The following is a 24,010-nucleotide window of genomic DNA, read 5'->3' as shown; positions in this document are numbered from 1 at the left end:
CCCGGTGCGGGCCGCGGCCGCCGTCCGCTCGCTCAGCCGCAGCCGCCGGCGTGGCCGTCGTCGGTGGCGCGGGGGCCGAGCCCGGCCACGGACACGGCCGGCCGCGGCAGCGCCGCCTCGGGCGCCGTCCGCGCCCGCAGGTGCGCGACGAAGCCGGGCAGCCGGTCCAGCCCCCAGAAGCGGCTGAAGCCGTGCACGAAGAAGGGGACGCCGAACACCCCGTCCTCGCAGATGTCCAGGAGCAGCCGCAGGCCCTCGCGGCGCAGCCGCGGGTCCTCGCTCGCGCCCGCCAGCACGGCGGGGTCCAGGCCGAGCCCCGCCCCGATCTCCGCGACGACCGCGCGGTCGCAGATGTCGCGCCCCTCCTCCCACCGGGCGCGGTAGGCCGCCGCGATGTACCGCGGGCCGAGCCCCTCGCGCAGCGCCACCAGGTAGGCCAGGTGCGGGACCTCCCACACCGGGTCGCGGTCGACGGGCCAGGCCATGGTGATGCCCCGCTCCGCGGCGAGGCGTCTGACGTCCTGGAGCACGTACAGGTGCTTGGCGCGGGACATGACCGCGTACGGGAAGGAGCCGCCGTGCTCGGTCAGCATGCGCTCGCTGCGCTCGTCCGGCTCGAAGAAGGGCCGCCACTCCACGGCGGCGGCCACGTCCGGGTGGTGTTCGAGGAGTTCGCGGTAGGCGAGCCAGGAGTACGGGCTGCGCAGGGAGAAGTAGAACCGCGGGGTCTTCGCGCGCGCGGTCACAGCACCAGCCCTCCGTCGACGCCGAAGACCTGCCCGGTGATGTACGAGGCGCGCTCCGACACCAGGAAGGAGACCAGGTCCGCGACCTCCTCGGGGCGGCCGAACCGGCCCAGCGGGATGCGCGCGGCCAGCCGGTCGGCGGCCTCGCCCGTCAGGGCCGAGGTCATGTCGGTCTCGATGAAGCCGGGGGCGACGGTGTTGACGCGGATGCCGCGCGGGGCGACCTCCTTGGCCAGGGCCTTGGCGAAGCCGATGATGCCGGCCTTGGAGGCCGAGTAGTTGGTCTGGGTGGCGTTGCCGTAGACCCCGGCCACCGAGGACATGGTCACCAGCGTGCCGGCCCGGCGCTTCATCATGGCGAACACGGCCGCGCGGCAGATGTGGTACGTGCCGTCCAGGTTGACGCGCAGCACCTCCTGCCAGGACTGCTCGCTGAGCATGATCAGCGGGTTGTCGCGGACGATGCCGGCCGAGGAGACCACCGCGTGGACGGGGCCCAGTTCCCGTTCGGCGGCGCGCACGAACCCCTCGGCCTCCGCCTGGTTCGCCACGTCCACCTGCCGGGCCAGCACCCGGGCGCCGGCGGCCTCGGCCTCCTTGGCCACCTCCCGGGCCGCCTCCTGGTGGGAGCGGTAGCAGAAAGCCACGTCGTAGCCGTCGGCGGCGAGCCGGGTCACCACGCCGCGCCCGATGCCGCGGGAGCCTCCCGTCACCAGGGCGACGCGCCGTTCGTCTGCGGACATCATGACCTCTCGTCGGTAGGGGGTGCGGGTGCGGCGGCGGGCGCCCCCGGCGCCAGCACCTCCGCGCCGCGCAGGGCGAGGGTGAGCTGCCCGACCTCCAGGACGGGCCGGCCGTCGACGGTGCTGCCGCCGGTGGTGATGACGGCGTCGCCGAGGTCGCGGACCACGCGCACCTCGTGCACGACGACCGAGCCCGGGTACACGGGGGCCAGCGCCCGGGCGTCGCGCACCCCGGCCAGCAGCACCACGTTCCCGGCCAGGACGTCGGAGTTGGGCTTCTCCCAGCAGGCCAGCAGCACCGCCGACTGGGCCCAGGACTCCAGCAGCAGCCCCAGCGGGTAGGCGTACGCCTCGTCGGCCGCCTCGTCGCCGAGGCCGCGGTAGCCGGGCTCGGCGAGGGTGACCGCCTTGTGGGTGACCAGGCGCCGGCCCGGCTCGGCCTCCGCGACGCGGTCGACCAGGAGCGCCGGGTGCCGGTGCGGGATGGCGCCCTTGATGCGGGCCGTGCCGTTCACGCGGGCTCCCGCGGGTAGTGGAGCGAGAGCTCGGCGGCGGGGCGCCCGTCGGCGCTGACGCCCGCGGCGACGCGCACGCCGTCCCCGGTCCGCTCGACGCGGGCCTCGATGAGCAGCTGCTGGCCGGGCCGTACCGGGCTCAGGAAGCGGGCCTTCTTCAGCACGACGTGCCCGGCCGCCCGCGGCGGTGCGCCGTCGGCGCCGGTCACCAGGTCGTGGACGTACTGCACCAGGCCGAAGCCCGGTACGAGCGGGAAGCCCGGGTAGTGGCCGGCGAGGAAGGGATCTTCCGCGTCGACGGTGACGGCCGCGCGGACGAGCCGTGTGCCGTCGTTCTCCGCCGGGGGCGCGGGCCGGGGCCCGGCGCCGACGACGGCCAGTGGTGTGGTGAGCATCGTGGTCGTTCCTCTCCCGCTATCCGCCCAGGAGGGCACAGCCGACCGTGCCGTCCGGGTCGATGCCGGTGACCAGGGCCGCCGTGCCGGCGGGCAGGTGCCCGTCGCCGGCGGCGGCCAGCACGGCCGCCAGCTGGAAGGCGGTCGCCGCGGCCGAGGTGTCGCCCAGCAGCGGACGGCAGCGGATCCACCTCGGGTCCGCGTCGTCGGGCAGGGCGGCGAGCACCGCGCCCTCCTCCTCCTCCTGGGTGCCGAGGGGGGCCACGACGCGGACGTCCTCGCCGCGCACCGCGGCCTCTTCGAGCAGCGCGCGCACGCACCCGGTCAGCGCCGGGCCGGCGTCGTCCGGCTCGTGGTAGGCGCGGAAGCGGGTGCCGAGCAGGCGGGCGGCCGGCGGGCGGCCGGCCCGGCGGGCCTCCTCGGCGGGCTCCAGCAGCCAGGCGGCGCCGCCCTCGCCGAGCGGCGGCCGCGGGCCGCCGTCCGCCGCGTGCCACTCCAGCCAGGACCGCTGGACGGAGTACTCCTCGGCGGCGCCGCACAGCACCCGGTCGCAGTGGCCGCCCCGGTGCAGCCGGGCGGCGTAGGCGAGGGCGAGCAGGCCGGTCAGCCGGCCGCCGGCGATCGTGGTGTTGGGGCCCTTGATGCCGTGCCAGATGGCGCTCTGGCCGGCCGCCCGGTTCATGACCGTGTTGGGGAACCGGGCCGGGTCGACCAGATAGGGGCGGTCCCCGGTCAGCGAGTCCCGGGTGAAGTCCATGATGCTCTGCACGCTGCCCGAGCCGGTGCCCAGCACCAGGGCCGTCCGCTCGGTGCGTGCCGGCAGTCCGGTCCCGCAGCTCTCCAGCAGCCGGCCGAAGACGGACACGGCGAGCGCGGTGACGCGGTCCATGGTCCTGGTGCCCTTCTTGCCCAGCGCCCCGGCGGCGCTGAAGCCGGGCACCAGGGCGGCCCGGTCGTAGGGCCCGGGATACGCCTCGAGGTCGAGGTCGAGGACGGCGCTGGTGGCGTCCCGTATGCCCGCCGCGTACGCGTCCGCGCCCTCCCCGAAGGGGGAGACGGCCGACCAGGCGGAGAAGACGAGTTCGCCGGCGGCGCCGGGGCCGGCGGCGGGACGCTCCTGCCGCACGGTGGCGGCGGTCATGCCGTCCCCCGGCCGGCGGTCTTGCCTTCCTTGCCGTTCAGGGCGTCGAGCAGGCGGTCGTCGAAGTCGACCAGGCTCCAGTCGCGGCGGTTCTCGATCACGGCCCAGCCGTGGGTGATGCGCCCGGTGGCCGTCGGTACGAGCACGCCGTCGCGCAGCACGTAGGAGTCCATGCGCGCCGTGTAGGTGAAGCGCTTGAAGACGTTCTCGACGGTGAAGACGGTGTAGAGCGTCTCCTCCATCCGGGCCTCGTCCAGGATGGTGATCCTGGAGTGCGGGACGACGGGGATCCAGTCCTGCTCGTCCAGCAGGGTCTTGATGGACACGCCCCGGTCCTCGAGGAAGAGGTCGACGATCTCCTCCATCTGCCGCAGGTAGCCCGACATCTGCACGCGCTCGGTGAAGTGGCAGTAGAAGTACGGCATGCGCCAGGCCCAGCCGAAGGCGTTCCGGCCGGCCGTCAGCCGGTCGAGCGGGTCGGCGCCCGGCTCCACGCGGACCGGCTCGCCGCCGGCGCCCAGCCGGTCGACGACGTGCTCCGCGAGCTCGGTGGGCGGCTCCTGCGCAAAGTGGCCGCGCGGGTCGAGCCGCAGCTGGACGGCGACCTTGGAGACCACCGCCTTGACGGTCTCGCCGCCGCGCTCGACGGTCATCTCGACGAGGAACCGCAGTCCGTCGCCCTTGGCGGGGGCCGGGCGCACGGTGGCGGTGGCGAGGTCGTCGATGTGGAACGCGGTCTTGATCTTGGTGTCGATGTCGGTGATGTCGACGCCCAGGCCATGGCGCTCGTACAGCCGGCCGGCCGGGAACCCGCGCTGCCGCAGGTGGTCGTAGACCGCTTCCTCCACCATGTAGTTGACGTGCTTGAAGCCGATCCAGGTGCAGATGTTCGACCCCTCGTAGCGGGGCCGGATCTCCAGCCGGGTCGTGCCGTCCGGCGCGGTGGTGCTGGTGCTCATGACATCTCCAGTCGGGAGGAAGGGGATACGGCGGCGGGGGGCAGGGCGGCGCTCAGGAAGTCGCACACCAGTCGGGTGACGAGCCCGGGCCGCTCCACCATCGGGAAGTGGCCGCAGCCGGCGACCGTCTCGAAGCGGGCCCGCGGCACGCCGGCGGCGAGGGCACGGCCGTCCTCGGGCCGGGCCGCGATGTCCTTCTCCCCGGACAGCACGAGCAGGGGGGAGCGGACGGCGCCCAGGTCGAGGAAGGGCGAGCGCAGATAGGTGTCGAAGAACCGCACCCAGCCGTAGGGCCCGACCTGGTCGCGCAGCCTGAGCGCCATCCAGTCGCGGTGCGCCTTCGCGTACCGTCGGGTCTCGCCGACCTCCAGCGCCTCCTGGAAGACGCGGTGGAAGTCGTTGAGGTAGTACGAGATCACCGACCAGTCGAAGTCGCGGGGGCTGGCGCGGTGGAAGGGGCTGATCACCACGGTCGGCCGGGGGGCGATCCGGCCGGCCGCGGTGGCCTCGGTCAGCAGGTTCGCCGCGTAGGAGTGGGCCACCACCGCGTCGTACTCCTCGCCCACCAGGTCGACGAGGTAGCGCGCCGGGTCGGGGTGCGCGGCCCAGCCGCGGTTGTCGGACATCGCCCGCCAGGGCAGGTCCGCGGCCCACAGCTCGTAGCGCCCCTCGGCCCGTCGCGCGAACGGGTCCCACACCGTGGCCCTGCCGCCCAGGCCGTGCAGCAGCAGGACGCGTACCGGATCGCCCGAGTCCGCGGGCCGGCGCAGCCGCGCGACGACCTCAGTCATGCGGCCGGCAGGCGCCGAGGATCAGCACGGCGTTGTTGCCCGCGAAGGCCAGCGCGTTGTTCTGCACGATGCGCACCTCGGCGGGGCGGGCGTGGTTGGGCACCGGGTCCAGGCCGCACTCCGGGTCGGTGTGCCGGTGGTTGATGGTGGGCGGGATGAACCCCTCGGTGATGGCCAGGGCGCAGGCGGCCGAGGCCAGGGCGCTGGCGGCGCCCATGGTGTGGCCGAGCATGGACTTGATGGACACGGTCGGCGGCGGTTCGGGGAACACCTGGCGGATGGCCCCGGCCTCGGTCACGTCGTTGGCCTTGGTGCCGGTGCCGTGCGCCGAGATGAAGTCGATGTCCTCGGGCTTCACGCCGGCGTTGCGGTGGGCCAGTTCCATGCAGGCGGCGAGGCTGTCCTGGTCGGGGGCCACCGGGTGGTGGGCGTCGCAGTTCAGTCCGTAGCCGAGCACCTCGGCGTAGATCCGGGCGCCGCGCTCCAGGGCGGAGCCCAGGCTCTCCATGAAGAGGATGCCCGCGCCCTCGCCGGTGAGGATGCCCTTGCGGTCCACGTCGAAGGGCTGGCTGACCTCGGGGGCGATGGTGCCGAGCCGGTAGAAGCCGGTGAAGGTCTTGCGGCACACCGCGTCCGCGCCGCCGGCCAGGGCGATGTCCACCTCGCCGGCCCGGATGGCGTCGAAGCCGGAGCCGATGGCGTAGTTGCCGGCGGCGCAGGCGGTCGGGATGGTGACGGCCTGCACGTCGGTGAGGGCCAGTTCCGCCGCGATGCTGCCGGAGAGCTGGCCGGCGGGCGTGCGGCGGGCCACGACGGGATCGAGCCCCTCGGGGCCGGTACCCAGTTGCCTGCCCATCAGTTCGTCGAGGTCGCGTGATTCGCCGTCGGTGGTGCCGACGGCGACCAGGACCCGGCGCCGGCGCAGTGCGGCCCGCTCCATTCCGGCGTCGGAGACGGCCATGCCGGCCGCGGCGACGGAGAACTGACTGGCCCGGCCGAGGGTGTGCGGGTCGATGTGCCCGATCCACTCGGCCGGGTCGAAGTCGTCGATCTCGCAGCCGTTGGCGTGCGCGTAGCCGGTCGTGTCGAACGACGTGATCGGCTTGACGCCGCTGCGGCCGGTGCGGAGCCCGGCGAGGAATTCCGCGGGGCCCGTGCCGATGCTGGTGACCGCGCCCAGCCCCGTGATGACGACCCGGCGCGGTGCCGCCCTCTCGCTGCTCACCACAGCCTCCCCTCGGTCAACTCTGCTCGGCAACGGGTTACTTGGCCAGGCTTTCCTGGACGACGGCGACCACGCCGTCGAGGTTGACCATGCGGGTCAGCTCGGCCTGGTCGATCTCGATGTCGAAGGTGCGCTCCAGGGAGGAGAGGATTTCGATCGCCCCGAGCGAGTCGGCGTTGTGGTCCTCCTTGAAGAGGCTGGTGTCGGTCACCTCGGCGGCCTCGATCTCGAGAATCTCGCAGACGATTTCCTTGATCTGGGCGCGCTGCTCGGCGGTGATGACGACCGTGCTGGGCATTTCGCCTCCAGGTGAATGCGTACGGCGGATTGCCAGAATTATTCGTGGCGCCGCTGACGCGGAACTGACGTGCAACTGACCGGTGACTGACGTCCCGTCAGTGCGGCCTGGCCGCCCAAGGCCCGCTTGTTTCCGGCCACTTGACATCCCACCTATCACCTGTCAGCTTCTCATGACAGGTCACCCTCACGCTCGTCCTCGCACCCGCCTGCGCGGCGCGACCCGCCGGCGGAGGCGAAGCGGCTGCTCGCCGCACCCGGCCCACTGCCCCGGCCCGTGCCCGCCGGGTACCCCGACAGCCTTCAGGGAGCTGAACGCATGATGACCGCAACCGTGCACGGCATGGACGACGTCGTCCGGCTGAGCGACGTCCGCCGGGCGTACGGCAACGAGCACAACCGGGTGCTCGCCCTCGACGACGTCTCCATCGGCTTCCGCCGCGGCACCTTCACCGCCGTGATGGGCCCCTCCGGCTCCGGCAAGTCCACACTGCTGCAGTGCGCCGCGGGGCTGGACCGGCCCACCTCGGGCTCGGTCACCCTGGACGGCCTGGAGCTGACCGGACTCGACGAGAAGAAGCTCACCCGGCTCCGCCGGGAGCGCGTCGGCTTCGTCTTCCAGGCCTTCAACCTGCTGCCCGCGCTCACCGTCGCCGACAACGTCGCCCTGCCGCTGCGGCTGGCCGGGCGCAAGCCCGCACGCGGCAGCGTCGAGCGGGTCCTGGAACAGGTGGGCCTCGGCTCGCGCAGCGGCCACCGCCCCGGCGAGCTGTCCGGCGGCCAGCAGCAGCGCGTCGCGATCGCCCGCGCCCTGATCACCCGGCCCGCGGTGATCTTCGGCGACGAGCCGACCGGCGCGCTGGACACCCGTACGGCCCTGGAGGTGCTGCGGCTGCTGCGCGGATGCGTACACAGCGGCGGACAGACCGCCGTCATCGTCACCCACGACCCCGTGGCCGCCGCGCACGCCGACCGGGTCGTCTTCCTCGCCGACGGCCGGATCGTCGACGAGCTGCGCGGCGCCGGCGCCGACACCATCGCCGAGCGCATGACGCACCTGGGCGCCTGGGGAGACCTCGACGCCCCCTATGCCGGAAGGGCGCTGTGATGTTCGGCCTCGCGCTGCAAACCCTGAAGTTCCGCATGGGCGGCTTCCTCGCCTCCTTCATCGCCCTGTTCTTCGGCGCCCTGATCCTGACGGCCTGCGGTGGCCTGATGGAGACCGGCATCCGCACCCCGGTCTCCTCCCCCGAGGGCGAGGAGACCGCCGGCCGGCTGATCTCGCTGTCCGCCGTCTTCGGCGGGATCGCCGTCATGGTCGCGGTGTTCGTGGTGGGCTCCACCCTCGCCGTGCTCGTCCACCAGCGACTGCGCGAGATGGCGCTGCTGCGCGCCATCGGGTGCCTGCCCGGCCAGATCCGCCGCATGATCGTGGGGGAAGCCCTGGTGGTCTCCGCCGGCGCGCTCGCCCTCGCCCTGCCGCCCGGCCACTACGCCGGGCGCTGGATGCTCGGGCAGATCGCCGGCAGCGGCGTCATCGCACCGGGCACCGCCTACCGCGCCGGCTGGATCCCCATGGCCGCCGCGGCCGGCACCTCGCTGCTGTCGGCGGTGGCCGCCGCCTTCATCGCCTCGCGGCGCGCCGCGCTGACCCGCCCCGCCGACGCCCTGGCCGAATCCCTGCTGCCCGGCCGCTGGCTCAGCGCCCCGCGGCTGGTCTTCGCCCTGCTGTGCCTCGGCGGCGGCACGGCGCTGGCCGTCGTCACCGCGACCGTGATGCCCGCCGACGTCGCCGCCAGCACCGCCGGCCCCTCGGCCATGCTGTGGGCCGGCGGGGTCGCCCTGATCGCCCCCGGCCTGACCCGGGTGCTCACCGCCGTCCTGCGCGGGCCGCTGCGCGCCGCCGGTCTCGCGGGCCGGCTCGCCATGGACAACGCCCGCGCCCGCCGCGTCCAGGTGGCCGGCGCGGTCACCCCGGTGATGCTGGCGACGGGGCTGGCCACCGCCCTGATCTATCTGCAGACCTCGCAGGGCTCGGGCGGGGACGGGGTCGGCGCCTGGGTGAACTACATGCTCGCCGGGACCATCATCGGCTACGCGGTGATCTCCCTGGTCAACACCTTGATCGTCGCCGCCGCCGAGCGGCGCCGGGAGTTCGCCCTGCAGCGCCTCGTCGGCGCCGGCACGGGCCAGATCATGGGCATGATGGCCGTGGAGTCGCTCCTGGTCGCCCTCATCGGCGTCATCCTGGGCACCGGCGTGGCGCTCGCCACGCTGACGCCCTTCACCCTCGCCCTCGACGGCTCCTACCTGCCCCACGGACCGGTGTGGATCTACCTCGCCGTAATCGGGTTCGTGGGCACCCTGACCATGGCGGCCACCCTGCTGCCGACGCGGTACGCGCTGCGGGCCCGCCCGGCCGACGCCGTCCGCGTCTTCTGAGGCCGGCCCGGCCGGCGCTAAGGGACGGCCACGGACAGGAAGTGCCGCAACTCCGCGAAGTCCTGGGGGTGGGCGACGATCCATGCCCAGTAGCGGGCGATGGTGCGGGCGTACTCGCAGTAGTACCGGCGCACCGCCCTCACGAGCCGGCGCTGGTTCTCCCGCGAGACGGCGTCGCTGCGCCACACCAGCAGCATCTCGGTGCTCTCGGTGCCGGAGATCGGCACCAGGGACACCTCGCGGGTGGCGCCGGTGGGCGTCGTCAGCGCCGCCGCGGCCGCGTCCCGCACCCAGTTCATGGCCTCGTGGTGACCGTCGACGTAATGCAGCACCTCGGGGTCGGTCTGGTCGAACTTGGCGAAGAGGTGCTTCTCGATGGGATGGAACCAGTGATCGCGGGTGTAGCAGACCCAGTTGAGCGTCGCGAGGTGGGTGGTGTCCACCCAGTCACGTGCCAGCAGGGGGTGGCCGGGGGCCAGCGCCAGCCAGATCGGCTCGCGGACGATCACCGTGGAACTCAGGGCGAGTTCGGGGACGTCGGCGGGGGCGACGAGCGCCATGCTGGGCACCAGCGCCGCGTTGAGCACGCCCCGGCGCACCGCCTCGACGGCCGCACAGGGGCTGAGGGTCTCGGTCTGCACCTCCGCGACGGGCAGCGCGGACTGCAGCGCGCTGTGCAGGGACGGCGGCGTCCACTCGGCGTTGCCGAACCGGAATACGTCCGACGCGTAGGCGGCCGCTTCGGCGATCACCATGTCGGCGTGGTGGACGAGTTCGGCCAGCATGGGGAGCAGGCGCTCACCCAGGGCCGTGGGCACGACCCCCGAATGGGAGCGTATGAAGAGATCACCGCCGACCGCTTTTTCTATTCTGCGTAATTGTGCGGTGAGACTCGATTGCGGGAGATGAAGCTCTGCTGCAGCCTTGGAAATACTGCCTACTCGATCTATGACGGTAACGATTCTGGCATGCCGCAACTCGACGTTCACACATCCCCCGCCCGCAACCAGCGCTTCCTGGCATGTTCCCCCGGCGCAAAAAGGCCGAGGGAACCAACACGCTAACAGGAGGCCCAGGGTCCGTCCACAGCCCTGCTGCGGCGAATTCATAAGGGAATTGGCGAACTTCAGGATGCTTTCCGGATACATCCGGAAATCTCCTGGGAAGGCGGTGTATCAGGATGCCCGGCCGGCCGGGACCAGGGCCCGGCGCGGCTCGCCGAGGGTGTCGTCGTGCTGCAGTATCGCCTGGTAGGCCCGGTGCAGGGCGCGGCCGGGCTCCAGCCCGAGGTCGCCGGCCAGGCGCCGGCGGGCGCCGTGGAAGACCTCCAGGGCCTCGGTCTGCCGGCCGTCGCGGTACAGCGCCAGCATCAACAGCTCGCTCAGCCGCTCCCGTTCGGAATGCTCGGCGGCCAGCTGTCTGAGCTCGGAGACCGAGACGCGCGCGGCGTCCACGGCCAGCTTGGCCGCGGTCAGGTCCTCATAGGCGGTGATCCGGCGTTCCTCCAGGTGGGCGGCCTGGATGCGGCACCGCAGGCCGTCGCAGGCGTCCATCAGCGCCGGCCCGCGCCACAGCCCGAGGGCCGCCTCCAGGGCGACGATGGCCCCGGCCGGGTCGCGGCGCACGAGATCGGCGCCGGTGTCGGCGAGCGCGAGAAAGCGGTGCGCGTCCACCGCGTTCGCCGGAACGTCGAGGAGATATCCGCTGTTGACGGTTCGGAGGAGATCGCTCCCCTTTTCCCCGGCGACCGATTCCAACAGCTTGCGCAACCGGCCGATATTGGCCTGCAGAGCGTTCCGGGGATTCACCATGCGCTGCTCGGCCCAGAGTTCGTCCACCAGCTGGTCGAAGGCGATCGGCACCCCGGGAGACAGCGCGAGAAGCGACAGGACGACGCTCGCCCGCTTCGACGCCATCATGTACTGCTTGTTTTCGTGCGACAGGAACAGTGAACCGAGAACGTTGATCTCCACAGCGAGTACCCCCATACCAGCAAGCTGTCCCGGCAAACTCTGCCCAAAGCCCACTCGTCCGGGGAAATACCACCTGGGGCGAGCGGGCACAGCCGATTGGTATGAGGCCCGCGGGGAACGGCGCCGGACCGGCGGGGGTTCCGGTCCGGCGCCCGCTTATAGGCCCGTCCATCACGTGTAAGAAAAAGAGTACAGGTGGTGGCCTAGCCTGGCAACGGCCCGTAGCGGTCCACCTCGTGGAAGAAGCCCTCCACCACGGCGAGTTCACCGGCGGCGCGCACCTGGTCGTAGACGAACTTGCCGACGGCCAGGTCGAGTACCCCCAGGCCGAAGGGCGAGAACACCACCGGCCGGTCCGCCGGGATCTCCACCTGCCCGGTCATCACCTCGTGGAGGGTGCCGTCGATGAAGTCCCGTCCGCCGGTGAGCCGTTCGGTCAGGTGCGGGGAGGTGTCGGCCTTCAGGCAGTGCTCGACGTCGTCGAGGACGTTCGCCGAGGCGAGCAGGACCTCGGGGGCCAGGTCGCGCAGCGAGACGTTCAGGACCACCGGCCGGTGCGCGAACCAGCCGGCGTCGCTCACATGGGGAGCCGCCGCCGTGGTCGCGAAGACCACCAGGTCGCTGGCGCGGACGAGGTCCTCGGCCCGGTCGTACACCGTGACCGGCGCCCCTGACGCCGAGGCCGTCGCACAGGCGCGGAAGCCGGCGGCGTACTCGGCCGACACGTCATGCACGCCGACCTCGTCGAACTCCCAGCCGGTGCCGAGCAGATAGGTGAGGATGTGGCGGGCGATGAGCCCGGTGCCGAAGAAGCCGACCCGGCGGGGCCGGGTGCGGCCGCGGGAGAGCCAGTCGGCCGCCAGCGCGGCCGAGGCCGCGGTGCGGGCCGCGCTGATGATGGAGCTCTCCAGGCAGGCGATCGGATAGCCCGTGTCGTGGTCGTTGAGGATCAGGACCGCGGAGGCCCGGGGAATGCCCGCGGCCACGTTCTGCGGGAAGCTGGAGATCCACTTCAGCCCGTCGACCCGGGTGGCGCCGCCGAGCGAGGCGGGCAGGGCGATGATGCGCGAGGCCGGGCGGTCCGGGAACCGCAGGAAGTACGACGGCGGGTTGACCGTGTCGCCCTCGCCGTGGACGCGGTAGGTCGCTTCCACCAGTTCGGTGGTGCGCCTCTCATGGCCGGACAGAACGCGATGCACCTGGGCGCCGGGAATCACCGCGAACGGCGGAACCTGTGCTTGCTGTGTCATGCGGTAATGCTGCCGACACGCACTGACACGATACTGACAACCCGTCCTCCGAACGCCCCCACGGCCGCGGTGTTCTGTCCCACCAGCGTTTTTCGCCCGTCCCTTAATGACCTGGTAGGCCCTTCCCGCCCGGCCTAGGGTCGTTGTTCGGTGGCGCCACCCCACAACGACCCTTCCCTTCGGGTGGCAACCACCGGTGCCCGGCCGATCCGGCCTTTTCCGGTACCGGAACTCGTGGACGACCGAACAGGAGTCACCAGTGCTCAACAGAGTTGTGATCGTGGGCGGCGGAACAGCGGGATGGATGACGGCCTCGTATTTCAAGGCCGCGTTCGGGGACCGCATAGACATCACCCTCGTCGAATCCGGCAACATCAGCACGGTCGGCGTCGGCGAGGCCACCTTCAGCGACATCCGGCACTTCTTCGAGTTCCTCGGGCTCAAGGAGAAGGACTGGATGCCGGCCTGCAACGCCACGTACAAACTGGCCGTCCGCTTCGAGAACTGGCGGGAGCGGGGCCACTACTTCTACCACCCCTTCGAGCAGATGCGGTCGGTCAACGGCTTCCCGCTGACGGACTGGTGGCTCAAGGAACGGCCCACGGACCGGTTCGACAAGGACTGCTTCGTGATGGCCTCCGTCATCGACGCCGGCCTCAGCCCCCGGCACCGCGACGGCACCCTCATCGACCAGCCCTTCGACGAGGGCGCGGACGAGATGCAGGGCCTGACGATGTCCGAGCACCAGGGCAAGACGCAGTTCCCCTACGCCTACCAGTTCGAGGCCGCGCTGCTGGCCAAGTACCTGACGACGTACGCGGTGGAGCGCGGCGTCAAGCACATCGTCGACGACGTGCGGGACGTGCGGCTTGACGAGCGCGGCTGGATCGCCTCGCTGCGCACCGCCGAGCACGGCGACCTCACCGGCGACCTGTTCATCGACTGCACCGGCTTCCGCGGGCTGCTGCTGAACAAGGCCCTGGACGTACCGTTCCTCTCCTACCAGGACACTCTGCCCAACGACAGCGCGGTCGCCCTCCAGGTGCCGATGGACATGGAGCGCCGCGGCATCCTGCCGTGCACCACGGCCACCGCCCAGGACGCGGGCTGGATCTGGACGATCCCCCTGACGGGCCGGGTCGGCACCGGCTACGTCTACGCCAGGGACTACCTCTCCCCCGAGGACGCCGAGCGCACCCTGCGGGAATTCGTCGGCCCCGCCGCGGCGGACGCCGAGGCCAATCACATCCGGATGCGCATCGGCCGCAGCGAGAATTCCTGGGTCAAGAACTGCGTGGCCATCGGCCTCTCCAGCGGATTCGTGGAGCCCCTGGAGTCGACCGGCATCTTCTTCATCCACCACGCCATCGAGCAACTCGTCAAGAACTTTCCCGGAGCGGACTGGAATCCCACCCACCGCGATCTCTACAACGACGCCATCTCCCATGTCATGGACGGCGTCCGGGAATTCCTGGTCCTGCACTACGTCGCGGCGAAGCGCTCGGACACCCAGTACTGGCGCGACACCAAGACCCGGAAGATCCCCGATGCGCTCGCCGCCCGCATCGAGAAATGGAAGACGCAACTCCCGGACTCCGAGACGGTCTTCCCCTACTACCACGGCCTGCCGCCGTACTCGTACATGTGCATTCTCCTGGGCATGGGCGGAATCGACCTCAAGCCCTCCCCCGCGCTCGCCCTCGCCGACAGCGGTGCCGCGCACCGGGAATTCGAGCAGATCCGCGAGAAGACCCAGCGCCTGACCGAGGTGCTCCCCAGGGCCTACGACTACTTCACCGGCATGCGCTGACCGGGCCGGCAGGCCGGGAAAGGACCCCTCGCCATGGACGCACTCCACCTCCTGCCGCGCCTGGTGCACGGGGCGGCGGCCCTGACCGCGGTCCTGCTGATCGCGTGTGCGGGAAGGGGAGCCGCCCGGTGGCTGCGCCAGCCGGAGGTCATCGGGGAGATCGCGGCGGGCCTGCTGGCCGGGCCCGCCGCCATCGCCCTGCTCGGCAGGCGGGCCTTCGACGCCGTACTGCCGGGCCCCGTCTTCGACCTGCTCAAACTGACCGCCCAGGCCGGCCTGGTGCTCTTCCTGGTCGGCCTCGCCCACAAGCTCCGGGCCGGCCCCGGCCGGCCCCCGCGCCGCGCCACCGCCCGCCTCGCGGCGGGGTCGCTGTTCCCGCCCCTGCTCACCGGCGTCCTGCTGGCCGGCTGGGTCCTGCTCTCCGGGGACACGGCGGCGCGCGGCACCGCCCCGCTGCCCGCCTTCCTGCTGATGGTCGCGGTCTCCATGTCCATCACCGCGGTGCCGGTGATGGCCCGGATCCTCGCGGACCGCGGCATGGGCGAGTCGACGGCCGGACAGCTGGCCCTGGCCTCCGCCATCGTCATCGACTCGGTCGGCTGGCTGCTGCTCACGGTCGCGATCAGCCTGGGCGCCGGCGACCTCACCGGCACCCTGCACGCCGCCCGGGCACTCGCCGCCGGCGTCGTGTGCGCGCTCGCCATCCGGTACGGGCTGCGCACCCGGGGAGCGCGCCGGGTCTGCGCACGAGTGCCCCGGACCATGGCCGTCCTGCTCGGCGCGGCGGCCCTCGCCGTGGCGCTGGCCATGGAGCACCTCGGCATGACCGCCATCCTCGGCGCCGCCCTGGTCGGACTGTCCGTCCCGGGCGACGAACGGGCCCCCTGGGCACGCCCGGTGCACATGGTCACCCGCACGGGCCGCGCCCTGGTGCCCGCCTTCTTCGTCGTCACCGGCATCACCGTGCTGGCCGACGCGTCCTCCACCGTCTCCTGGACGCTGATCGTCTCGGCCGTCGTGCTCGGCTGCGCCGGCAAGGGCCTGGGCGGCTACCTCGGGGCGCGGTGGGGCGGCCAGCCGCCCGCCACCGCACGCCGGATCGGCGTGCTGACGAACACCCGCGGCCTGACCGAACTGATCGTGCTCCAGGCCGGTTACAGCGCCGGCATCCTCGCGGCGCCCATGGTCCTGGCCCTGCTGGTGATGGCCCTGACCACCACTGCCATGACCGGCCCCCTGCTGAACCTGCTCGACCGCGCGGACCTCCGCGAAGGACTCCCCGACCAGCCCCCCACGCCGATCCATCACGGGACCGAGGCGGTTCCCGCAGAGACAGAAGGCAGTACGCGATGATTGACCCCGCCGTACAAGCGGCCTCAGAGGCGACACCGGACGGCTTCCGGACGATGATGAGCGGCTTCCCCACGGGCGTCTGCGTGGTCACCACCACCGATCACGAAGGGGCACCGCGCGGCATGACGTGCTCCTCGGTGTGCAGCGTCTCGCTCGAACCTCCGACCCTGCTGGTCTGCCTGCGCGACGGCAGCCCCACGCTGGAGGCGGTCGTCAAACGCGGTACGTTCGCGGTGAATCTGCTGCACGAGGGGGCCCAGGGGGCGGCCGAGCTGTTCGCCTCCGGCAATCCGCACCGCTTCCGGCTGCTGCCGTGGGAGCAGAGCCCGGACGCGGCCGGACCGCACCTGGTGGAGGACGCGCACACCGTCGCCGACTGCGACGTGGTGCTGATCCAGAAGGTCGGCGACCACGTCACGGTGTTCGGCGAGACCCGCCGGATCGTGCGGCAGCACGTCCATCCGCCCCTCCTCTACGGCCTGCGCCAGTTCCGCGGCTGGTCCGGGACGTGACGGCGCGCCCATGCCACGGCGGTCCGGTCCCGCTTCCGGGTCCGGACCGCCGTGGCCCTACCGCTTCCCGCGCGGCGCCGCCTATACGGCATGCCGCACGGGCCCGCCGTCGAGCAGGGCAACGCCCAGCGGTGTCACGGTGTGCAGCACGGTGTTGCGGATGCGACGGGTGGTGATCAGGCCCGTCTGCCGCAGCACCGCCGTGTGCTGGCTGGCGCCGGCCGCGGAGATGCCGAGCCGGTCGGCCAGCTGGCTGGTCGTGCAGGTGGCCCGCAGCGTCTGCAGGGCGGCGGCCCTCGTCTGGCCCACCAGAGCCCCGAGCGACTGCGCGCTGCCGTCGGGCTCCTCCCACAGGCCCGCCGCCGCCTCGGCGGACGGCGGCGCCGCGAACACCAGCACCACCTGGCCGCTGTCGTCCGGCGGCCCGGTCAGCAGGCCCGGCCGGTGATGGAGGAAGACCGAGGGGGTGAGCACCAGGCCCCGCCCCTCGAGGAAGACCTCCTCGTCGGGGCCGCCGGGGATCTCGAGCACCGGCGACCGCCAGGTGATCCTGGGATGCAGGGTGGTCAGCAGCTGCTCCACCCCGCCGGCCATCACGATCCTGCCGCGCGCCTCGCACTCCGCTCCCAGGTAGGCGAGCAGCTGCTCCCAGTACGGAGCCACGGCCGCCCGCCAGACCTCCGGCAGGCACGAGGAGCCGCGCGGCGGTGCCGGCGCCGCACCCCGTGCCGTGCCGCCGTCGTCGGCCCCGTACTGCAGGGCCTGGCGGAGCAGGGCGTCCAGGTCACGGGCGGCGGCTCGCGGGGGCAGCGCCGGCCGGCGGGGCAGCCGCCCCGCGACCTGTCTGCGCCATCGCGCGTACGGCGCTTTGACGCCGCGGGCCAGCAGACCGCAGGCGAACGCGGTCTCGACGAGCGGGCCCATCGTGGTTCTCAGCCGGGTCCGGGCCAGGTCGCCCGCGGTGAAGTGGATGGTCTGCATGGTGATACCCCCCGTTGTCCCGCACGGAAGTTCAGGAGGCCCGGGAGCCGGTGGCCTCGCGCAGGCTGCGCGGGCGCATGTCCGTCCAGTTGGCCTCGACGTAGGCCACCGCCTCCTCGCGCGGGCTCGCGTCGAGGGCCACCGTCCAGCCGTCCGGCCGGGGGGCGAAGGCGGGCCACAGGGAGTGCTGGCCTTCGTCGTTCACCAGCACGAGGAACGTCGCATCCTGGTCATCAAAGGGATTCGGCACGTCGCGGCTCCAGGTCCGGGTCGGCTACGGTACGGGCCCCGGGCGTTCCGCGTGGGGTGGCAGGAACCTGGGCCCGCCCCGTCATGCTCCCGTGATCCACTGACACGGCGCTGACCGTCCTCTGATGCGGGCGGCCGTGCCGTCACTCGACGCTGCGCAGCAGGCTCTCGACGGCCTTGAGGCGGGCGTCGAGCTCCGCCAGCCGGATGCGCAGGGCGTCCTGGTGGGCGACCGATTCCTCGGCGAGCTCGCGGTAGTGGGCCATGGCCACGGCGTCCGCGCGGTGGCGTTGCAGCCGGAAATAGGCGATCACGCTCGCCGTGATGCCGCCGACGAGGATCAGGACGATGGTGATGGCTATGAGGGCGCCGGTCATGTGCGTTTTCCCTTCACGTCGTTCGGATCCCGGCCGTCCTCCCGCAGGGCCGCGAGGATCGTGTCCACGGTCAGGCGCAGGTCGAAGGGCGCGAGTTCGAAGTACTTCAGCGCCTTGCCGTCCTCGGAGAGCTCGAGGTTGCCGACGACCAGGCCGGCCTTCTCCAGACGTTCGATGTGCATGTACAGCAGGGGCCGGGAGACCCCCAGGCGGCGGGCGAGTTCGCTGACGTACATCCGGCCCTCGGCGAGCTCGGCGATGATCCTCAGGCGTTGGGCGTGACCCACGGCGGCGAGCACGGCCAGGAGCTCCTCGCTGGTCATGGCCCACCTCTGGCATTACGGGGAAACTGTTGGACGAGACTGTTTCCCACCACGCGGACGGCTGTCAAACGATCTCCGCCCGGCCGGTGGCGGCCCCGCCCCGGGCGTCAGGGGCGGCCGGCCACGAACCACTGGGCGGGCAGGTCGATCCGCCGGCCGTCGGGGTGGAAGGCGGTCATGGCCAGTTCCGTGCGCCCCTCGGCGTAGATCTCCAGCCCGGCCGAGCGCAGCAGGGCGGACACCTCACCGTCGGCCGCCACGGCGGGCCGCAGACCGTGCGTCAGGACGCGCCGCAGCTTGTCGGGCGGGCCGCCCGGCCCCTGGACGACCTCGGCCAGCACGTCCCTGGCCGCCTCCCTCAGCTCGACCACGAAGGCCCGCCCCCGGTGGCCGGCGAGCCGCGCCACGGCCCGCGCGACCGGCGCCCGGTCCTGGGGATCGCTTTGATGGATCACCGCCCGGAGATAGACGTTGCTGTCGCCCAGCCGCTCGTGCAGGGCGCCGACCGCGGCCGCGTCCACCAGGTCCAGCCGTGCGTACTCGGCGAGCGCCTGCGGGTCGGCCCGCCGTGCGTGCTCCACCGCCGCCCGGGACAGGTCCACCCCGACCGCGCGCGCGAAGTGGCCGGCCAGGAAGCGGGTCTGGGTGCCGTTGCCGCAGCCGAGGTCGACGACCGGCAGGGCGCGGTCCGCGTAGGGGGCGAGGAGGTCCAGGTGGAGTGCGGCGCTCAGGCAGGGGTCGGAGTCCCAGATGGCGTCGCCCTGTTCGTCGGAGGTCTCGCTCCAGAAGCCCTCCCAGGCGGTCAGATACCGGTCCGTCACGCTCATGGGCGCACCAGGCTCTGCTCGAACCACACCGTCTTCCCCCGTCCCGTATGGCTGGCGCCCCACTCGCGCGCCAGGGCACTGACTACCCGCAGGCCGCGTCCGTACTCCTCGTCCGGGGCCACGGCGAGCAGCCCCGGCAGGGTGTGGTCGTCATCAGTGACCTCGCACAGCAGCACGTCGGTACGGACCAGGCGCAGGCCCACCTGCCGGGTCTCGGCGTGGCGCACGGCGTTGCCGACGACCTCGCCGACGAGCTGCTCGGCGACCGGGGCGGCCGTCGCCAGGCCCCAGGCGGCCAGCCGGTCGCGGACCAGCCGCCGGGCCCGGGGCACCTCGTCTGCCTGCGCGGGGAGGCTCCACTGGGCCACGTGCCCGGGCGGAATGCCGTTGAGGCGGGCCACCAGCAGGGCGACGTCGTCCTTGCGGCTGTCGCCGGTGTTCAGTGCGCGGATGATGGCGTCGCAGGCGGCGTCCATGGACGCGGCCGGGTGGGCCGCGGACTCGCAGAGCGCGGCGAGCCCCGTGCCGATGTCCTGCCCGCGCACCTCCACCAGCCCGTCGGTGCACAGCACGAGCCGGTCGCCGGGCGCGACGCGCACCGTCCGCGCCTCGAAGGGCACGCCGCCGACCCCTATGGGCGCCCCGGTGGGCAGGTCCAGCAGGCTGCTGCGGCCGTCCTCGGCGCGGACGAGGACGGGCGGGATGTGCCCGGCGTTGGCGATGCACAGCTCCGAGCGGATGGGGTCGTACACGGCGTACAGGCAGGTGGCCAGATAGTGCTCGCCGAGGCGTTGCGCGAGGTCGTCGAGGTTGCGCAGGAGCTGGCCGGGCGGCAGGTCGAGGGCGGCCATGGTCTGGACGGCCGTGCGCAGCTGGCCCATCATGGCGGCCGAGTTCAGGCCGTGGCCCATGACGTCGCCGACGACGAGGGCGGTGCGGGAACCGGGCAGCTTGATGGTGTCGAACCAGTCGCCGCCGACCCGGCCGAGGCGGGTGCCGGGCAGGTAGCGGGTGGCGGTGTCGCAGCCCGCCATGCGCGGGCTGAGCTGCGGCAGCATGCTGTCCTGGAGGGTGTCGGCGACGTTCTCCTGGTAGGTGTACATGCGGGCGTTGTCGAGGACGAGCCCGGCGCGGGCGGCGAGTTCGGCGCCGGTGGTGCGGTCCATGTCGTTGAAGGGCTCGCGGCCGTCGCGGCGCATGAGGACCATGAAGCCGAGCACCACGTTGCGGGCCTTGAGGGGGACGACCAGCATCGAGCGGCCGGTGATCAGGGGCCGGAGGTCCCGCTTCTCGAACTGGCCGGAGATGCGGTTGGCCAGTTCCTCGCCGATGCGCGGGATGAGGACGGGTTCGCCGGAGACCATGCACTGGAAGAACGGTGTGTGCTCGGGGAAGGCGATGGCCTCGCCGACGGGCACGGTGTCGTCCCAGCGGCCGGGCTCGTCGTTGTGTTCGACCCAGACGCGGTGCCAGACGGTGGTGACGTCGGGCGGTCCGTCGGGGAAGCCCTCCCCGGCGAGGACGGCGGCGCGCAGGTGGGTGCCGGCGAAGTCGGTGAAGCGCGGCACGGCGGCGCTGGTGACCTCGCGGATGGTGCGTTCCAGGTCCAGGGAGGTGCCGATGCCGCCGCTGACCTCGTTGAGGAACTCCAGGCGTTCGCGCACGGCGGCGTACTCGAGGTCGCTCTCCCCGGCCGGCTCGCCCGCCGCGTCCGGTGCCGGGGCCGCCTGCCCGCCGGCGGCCGCGGCGCGCTGCCGCCGGGCCCGCCGCTCGACGTACTTGGGCAGGCCCCAGTCGTGGGTGACGGGGATCTGCTCGTGATGGCTGATCTCCAGGGTTGGGTAGCCGAGTTCGAGTATCTGGGCGACGATCCGTTCGCTCGCGGCGGGTCCCATGCCGGGCAGGATGTCGGGGAGGCGGCGGGCGAGGCCGTCGGGGTCGGGGAACGTGGTGTGCGGGGCGAAGGCCGGGGTCACCCGTGCGAGGCCGGGCAGGGCGGTGGCGTCGGCGGCCAGGACGAGCAGCCGCTCGGGGCCGGGACCGGCCAGGGGGTAGGCCCACCACAGGATGTCGAGCGTGCCGTCGCCGGCGCGGGCGCGCCCGGCCCGGGCGTAACCGGGCACCGCCGGAATGGCGGCGTCCTGTTCGCCGGGATCGTCGGGCTCCCGGAACGCGCCGTAGACGGGCAGGAGGTCGGCGACGGGCCTGCCGACCGCGTCCGCCCGCCCGGTCCCGAAGAGCTTGCGGGCGCCGCTGCTCCAGTGCGTCACGAGCCCGGTGGCGCCCGCCACGACCACCGCGAGGGGGATGCGCCCCGGGACGGCTTCCCGCTGTGCGGGCACGGGCTCCGACGTGCCACGGTCCATGGGCGGTTGCTCCTTCGCACGCGTACGCAAGATCTCCCCACCGCCTACCACCGTAGAGGCCGCGCGGGACCGGGCGCGGCCCAATAGCGGAATACGTCCTGTCTCCGGGTATCGCGCCGTCCGCCGTGCCCGCGGGGCCCGGAAGGTCAATGGTCCGCATGGCCCAGTTGGAGGTCCCGTTCGGTCCTTCCGCCGCCGGCGACCTGCAGGACGGTGGCGACGGGCGGGTAGCCGGCCGCGACGACGGTGTACTCGCCGGCCGAGAGGTCCACGAAGCGGAACGCTCCGTCGGCGCCGGTGATGGTGGAGTCCACGACGTTGCCGGCGGCGTCCAGGAGGCTGACGCGGGCGTCCTCCACGGGCCGGCCGCCGCCTGCCCGGACCGTGCCGCGCAGCACGGCGCCGCCGGCGAGCTCGATGTCCTGGCGGGTCTCGCGGGCGGACTGGACGGTGACCGGCAGGGCGGCGGGGCGGAAGGCGGGGGCGCTGGAGGCGAGGGTGTACTCGCCGGCGATCAATTCGCCGATGACGTAGCCGCCTTCGGGGCCGGTGCGGGTGGAGGCGACGACCTCGCCGTGCACGTTGGTCAGGGTGACCATGGCCTCGCGGACCGGGGTGCCGTCGGCGGTGCGGACGGTGCCGGCCAGCCGGCCGGCGCCGCCGAGGACGACGTCGAGTTCGACGGGCCGTTCGCCGACGGTGACGGTGACGGCCTGCGGCTGGTGTCCCCCGGCGGCGGCGATCAGGACGTACGAGCCGGTGCCGGGGGTGCTGATGGCGTACCGCCCGTCCTCGCCGCTGGCGCCGCGGCCGATCTGGCGGCCCTGGACGTCGATGAGGGTGAGGGCGGCGCGCGGGACGGTGCTGCCGTCGTGGTGCTGGACGGCGCCGGTCACGGGGATGCCCGCGACGAAGGGCGCCGGGTCGGCCGGCGGGACGGTGCGCGCGGACGGAATGGCGGCTTCGGGGGCGTTGTGGGACACCAGTGGTTTCTCTTTCAGCAGGAAGGCGAGCAAAAAGCCCACGATGAGCACCGGTACGAGGTAGAGGAAGATCCGCGGCATGGCGTCCGCGTAGGCCCGTACGTAGCCGTCCCGCAGCGGTGCGGGCAGGGCGTGCACCAGCTGCGGGGTGATGGAGTCGGGGGCGGGCAGGCCGGCGCGGGGCGGCAGTTCGGCGGCCAGGGCGGCGGAGAGGCGGTGGGCGAAGAGCGTGCCGAAGACCGCCGCGCCGATCGAGCCGCCGATCTGCCGGAAGTAGTTGTTGGCGCTGGTGGCGGTGCCCAGGTCGGCGGGGCGCACGGAGTTCTGCGCCGCGAGCACGAGGACGGGCAGCGTGAGGCCGATGCCGACGCCGAGGATGGCCATCCAGAGGCTGTAGACGAGCCGTCCGGTCTGGGCGTCGAGGTGGGAGAGCAGGTACATGCCCTCGGCGGAGAGGGCGCCGCCCAGGATGGGCAGCAGCTTGTAATGGCCCGTACGGCTGATGAGGTGGCCGGCGACGAGCGAGGCGGCGACGATTCCCCCCATCATGGGCAGCATGAGCATTCCGGACTCGGTGGCGTCGACGCCGTCGACCATCTGCAGGAAGGTGGGCAGATAGGTGGCGGCGCCGAAGAGGGCGACGCCGACGACGGCGCCGACGAGCGCGGTGACGGTGAAGACCGGGTCGCGGAACAGGTGCGGTGGGATGATCGGTTCTGCGGCGAAGTGCTCGACGACGGCGAAGAGCAGTGCCGTGCCGAGCGCTCCCGCGCCGAGCCCGAGGATGGTGCGGGACGTCCACTCGTACTCGGTGCCGCCCCAGGTGGTCAGCAGCACCAGGCAGGTGGAGGAGGCCGTGAGCAGCAGGGCGCCCAGGACGTCGAAGCGGGCGCGGCGCGGCGGCCGGGGCAGCTTGAGTCCGAAGGCGACGACGGCGAGCGTGAGGAGGCCGAAGGGGACGTTGACGTAGAAGCACCAGCGCCAGCCGGCGTGGTCGGTGAAGAATCCGCCGAGCAGCGGCCCGGCGACGGAGGCGAGTCCGTAGGCGGCGCTGATGACGCCCATGTAGCGGCCACGTTCGCGGGGCGGCACGATGTCGGCGATGATCGCCTGCACGCCGATCAGCAGGCCGCCCGCGCCGATGCCCTGGACCGCGCGGAAGATGATCAGCTGGTCCATGGTGCGGGCCCAGCCGGCGAGTCCGGAGCCGGCGACGAAGACGACGATCGCGAGGATGAAGACGGCCTTGCGGCCGGAGAGGTCGCCCAGCTTGCCGTAGAGCGGCAGCACGACCGTGGACGTCAGCAGGTAGGCGGTGACCGCCCAGGACATCCGGTCCAGGCCGTGCAGTTCGCCCACGATCTTCGGCAGGGCGGTGGCCACGATGGTCTGGTCGAGCGCCGCGAGGAGCAGCGTGAGCATCAGGGCGGTGAAGACCAGCCGCACTCTGGCGGGGCCGGGCGGCGGTGGAGGGCCGCTGGGCGCCGGTGCTGACGGGGGCAGGGCGAGCGTCCTGTCGCTCTTCTCCAAGGTGGTCTCGAAGGTGGACCCGCCCACGTACCGCTCCCCTCGTCGCGCCTGCGCTGCCGCCCATTTCTCGCATTACGCGACAACGGCCAGCAAGCGCGACGATTTGCGTGGGAGCGCCGAACGAGGGGCTTTCGGCCGGTCGGAGGGGGTTTCGGCGCACTGGTACGGCACGGCGAGAACCACTCGAACCGGTGAGCCCGGACCGGGTTCGGCCCGGGCTGC

At 72.7% G+C, this 24,010-nt stretch carries 24 protein-coding genes; 5 read left to right on the top strand and 19 right to left on the bottom strand.

Going from position 1 to position 24,010, the window contains the following annotated elements; translation table 11 throughout:
- Positions 1-32: 32 nt before the first annotated feature.
- Genes ABZ956_RS12750 through ABZ956_RS12710 form a run of 9 tightly spaced genes read right to left on the bottom strand, consistent with a single transcriptional unit; the run spans position 33 to position 6,813 of the window.
- Positions 33-746 (bottom strand): DsbA family protein, encoded by a 714-nt coding sequence (locus ABZ956_RS12750; RefSeq protein ID WP_361891185.1) that lies wholly within the window; start codon positions 744-746, stop codon positions 33-35.
- On the bottom strand, positions 743-1,492 hold the full coding sequence (gene fabG / locus ABZ956_RS12745; protein WP_361891182.1) for a 3-oxoacyl-[acyl-carrier-protein] reductase: 750 nt from the start codon (positions 1,490-1,492) through the stop codon (positions 743-745). Before fabG ends, ABZ956_RS12750 begins: the two co-directional genes overlap by 4 nt.
- Entirely contained in the window at positions 1,489-2,004 is a 516-nt protein-coding gene (locus ABZ956_RS12740; RefSeq protein ID WP_361891179.1) for a beta-hydroxyacyl-ACP dehydratase, read from the bottom strand. The genes fabG and ABZ956_RS12740 overlap by 4 nt, the downstream gene beginning before the upstream one ends.
- Positions 2,001-2,399 (bottom strand): hypothetical protein, encoded by a 399-nt coding sequence (locus tag ABZ956_RS12735; protein WP_361891176.1) that lies wholly within the window; start codon positions 2,397-2,399, stop codon positions 2,001-2,003. Before ABZ956_RS12735 ends, ABZ956_RS12740 begins: the two co-directional genes overlap by 4 nt.
- 19 nt (positions 2,400-2,418) lie before the next feature.
- Positions 2,419-3,540 carry a beta-ketoacyl synthase N-terminal-like domain-containing protein gene (locus ABZ956_RS12730; protein ID WP_361891174.1) on the bottom strand — a complete coding sequence of 374 codons (1,122 nt, stop codon included), beginning with the start codon at positions 3,538-3,540 and terminating at the stop codon, positions 2,419-2,421.
- On the bottom strand, positions 3,537-4,499 hold the full coding sequence (locus ABZ956_RS12725; protein WP_361891171.1) for a hypothetical protein: 963 nt from the start codon (positions 4,497-4,499) through the stop codon (positions 3,537-3,539). Before ABZ956_RS12725 ends, ABZ956_RS12730 begins: the two co-directional genes overlap by 4 nt.
- The gene (locus ABZ956_RS12720) at positions 4,496-5,290 is read right to left on the bottom strand and encodes an alpha/beta hydrolase (protein ID WP_361891168.1); all 795 of its coding nucleotides are present in this window, start codon (positions 5,288-5,290) and stop codon (positions 4,496-4,498) included. Before ABZ956_RS12720 ends, ABZ956_RS12725 begins: the two co-directional genes overlap by 4 nt.
- A complete protein-coding gene (locus tag ABZ956_RS12715; protein ID WP_361891165.1) occupies positions 5,283-6,515 on the bottom strand; it encodes a beta-ketoacyl-[acyl-carrier-protein] synthase family protein in 1,233 nt (410 codons plus the stop codon). Before ABZ956_RS12715 ends, ABZ956_RS12720 begins: the two co-directional genes overlap by 8 nt.
- Positions 6,516-6,552: 37 nt before the next feature.
- The gene (locus ABZ956_RS12710; protein WP_361891162.1) at positions 6,553-6,813 is read right to left on the bottom strand and encodes an acyl carrier protein; all 261 of its coding nucleotides are present in this window, start codon (positions 6,811-6,813) and stop codon (positions 6,553-6,555) included.
- Between the two features lie 318 nt (positions 6,814-7,131).
- On the opposite strand from ABZ956_RS12710, the gene ABZ956_RS12705 reads away from it, so the two are divergent.
- Positions 7,132-7,920 (top strand): ABC transporter ATP-binding protein, encoded by a 789-nt coding sequence (locus ABZ956_RS12705; RefSeq protein WP_361891159.1) that lies wholly within the window; start codon positions 7,132-7,134, stop codon positions 7,918-7,920.
- On the top strand, positions 7,920-9,254 hold the full coding sequence (locus ABZ956_RS12700) for an FtsX-like permease family protein (RefSeq protein ID WP_361891156.1): 1,335 nt from the start codon (positions 7,920-7,922) through the stop codon (positions 9,252-9,254). Before ABZ956_RS12705 ends, ABZ956_RS12700 begins: the two co-directional genes overlap by 1 nt.
- Positions 9,255-9,271: 17 nt before the next feature.
- On the opposite strand, the gene ABZ956_RS12695 is transcribed toward ABZ956_RS12700, so the two are convergent.
- From ABZ956_RS12695 to sbnB, 3 genes are all read right to left on the bottom strand, one after another.
- A complete protein-coding gene (locus ABZ956_RS12695) occupies positions 9,272-10,243 on the bottom strand; it encodes a LysR family transcriptional regulator (protein ID WP_361891152.1) in 972 nt (323 codons plus the stop codon).
- Between the two features lie 186 nt (positions 10,244-10,429).
- Entirely contained in the window at positions 10,430-11,242 is an 813-nt protein-coding gene (locus ABZ956_RS12690) for an AfsR/SARP family transcriptional regulator (protein ID WP_361891149.1), read from the bottom strand.
- Between the two features lie 188 nt (positions 11,243-11,430).
- Positions 11,431-12,477, bottom strand: a complete 1,047-nt coding sequence (gene sbnB, locus ABZ956_RS12685) for a 2,3-diaminopropionate biosynthesis protein SbnB (protein WP_361891146.1) — start codon at positions 12,475-12,477, stop codon at positions 11,431-11,433.
- 259 nt (positions 12,478-12,736) lie between these two features.
- Between sbnB and ABZ956_RS12680 the strand changes: the two genes are divergently transcribed.
- From ABZ956_RS12680 to ABZ956_RS12670, 3 genes are read left to right on the top strand one after another with little or no spacing between them, the layout of a single operon-like run.
- Complete coding sequence (locus ABZ956_RS12680) at positions 12,737-14,287, top strand: tryptophan halogenase family protein (protein ID WP_361891143.1); 1,551 nt, start codon at positions 12,737-12,739, stop codon at positions 14,285-14,287.
- A 33-nt stretch (positions 14,288-14,320) separates the two neighbouring features.
- Positions 14,321-15,640 carry a cation:proton antiporter gene (locus ABZ956_RS12675; RefSeq protein WP_361891141.1) on the top strand — a complete coding sequence of 440 codons (1,320 nt, stop codon included), beginning with the start codon at positions 14,321-14,323 and terminating at the stop codon, positions 15,638-15,640.
- Positions 15,637-16,152 carry a flavin reductase family protein gene (locus ABZ956_RS12670; protein WP_361891138.1) on the top strand — a complete coding sequence of 172 codons (516 nt, stop codon included), beginning with the start codon at positions 15,637-15,639 and terminating at the stop codon, positions 16,150-16,152. Before ABZ956_RS12675 ends, ABZ956_RS12670 begins: the two co-directional genes overlap by 4 nt.
- Positions 16,153-16,233: 81 nt before the next feature.
- Here the strand turns inward: ABZ956_RS12670 and ABZ956_RS12665 are convergent, their stop codons facing one another.
- The 7 genes from ABZ956_RS12665 to ABZ956_RS12635 form a co-directional block, all read right to left on the bottom strand.
- The gene (locus ABZ956_RS12665) at positions 16,234-17,133 is read right to left on the bottom strand and encodes a winged helix-turn-helix domain-containing protein (protein ID WP_361891135.1); all 900 of its coding nucleotides are present in this window, start codon (positions 17,131-17,133) and stop codon (positions 16,234-16,236) included.
- A gap of 31 nt (positions 17,134-17,164) precedes the next feature.
- Entirely contained in the window at positions 17,165-17,383 is a 219-nt protein-coding gene (locus tag ABZ956_RS12660) for an MbtH family protein (protein ID WP_361891132.1), read from the bottom strand.
- Between the two features lie 142 nt (positions 17,384-17,525).
- Positions 17,526-17,759, bottom strand: coding sequence for a hypothetical protein (locus tag ABZ956_RS12655; RefSeq protein ID WP_361891129.1), 234 nt, complete (start codon positions 17,757-17,759; stop codon positions 17,526-17,528).
- The gene (locus tag ABZ956_RS12650; protein ID WP_361891126.1) at positions 17,756-18,082 is read right to left on the bottom strand and encodes a winged helix-turn-helix domain-containing protein; all 327 of its coding nucleotides are present in this window, start codon (positions 18,080-18,082) and stop codon (positions 17,756-17,758) included. The genes ABZ956_RS12655 and ABZ956_RS12650 overlap by 4 nt, the downstream gene beginning before the upstream one ends.
- 107 nt (positions 18,083-18,189) lie before the next feature.
- Positions 18,190-18,909, bottom strand: coding sequence for a class I SAM-dependent methyltransferase (locus ABZ956_RS12645; RefSeq protein WP_361891123.1), 720 nt, complete (start codon positions 18,907-18,909; stop codon positions 18,190-18,192).
- Complete coding sequence (locus tag ABZ956_RS12640) at positions 18,906-21,275, bottom strand: SpoIIE family protein phosphatase (RefSeq protein WP_361891120.1); 2,370 nt, start codon at positions 21,273-21,275, stop codon at positions 18,906-18,908. Before ABZ956_RS12640 ends, ABZ956_RS12645 begins: the two co-directional genes overlap by 4 nt.
- A gap of 146 nt (positions 21,276-21,421) precedes the next feature.
- Positions 21,422-23,761: an MFS transporter gene (locus ABZ956_RS12635; protein WP_361891481.1), complete on the bottom strand. Its 2,340-nt coding sequence runs from the start codon at positions 23,759-23,761 to the stop codon at positions 21,422-21,424.
- Between the last annotated feature and the right edge of the window lie 249 nt (positions 23,762-24,010).

The organism is Streptomyces sp. NPDC046261, assembly GCF_040646235.1.
Lineage (GTDB): Bacteria > Actinomycetota > Actinomycetes > Streptomycetales > Streptomycetaceae > Streptomyces.
This window is presented reverse-complemented; position numbering and strand designations above follow the sequence as displayed.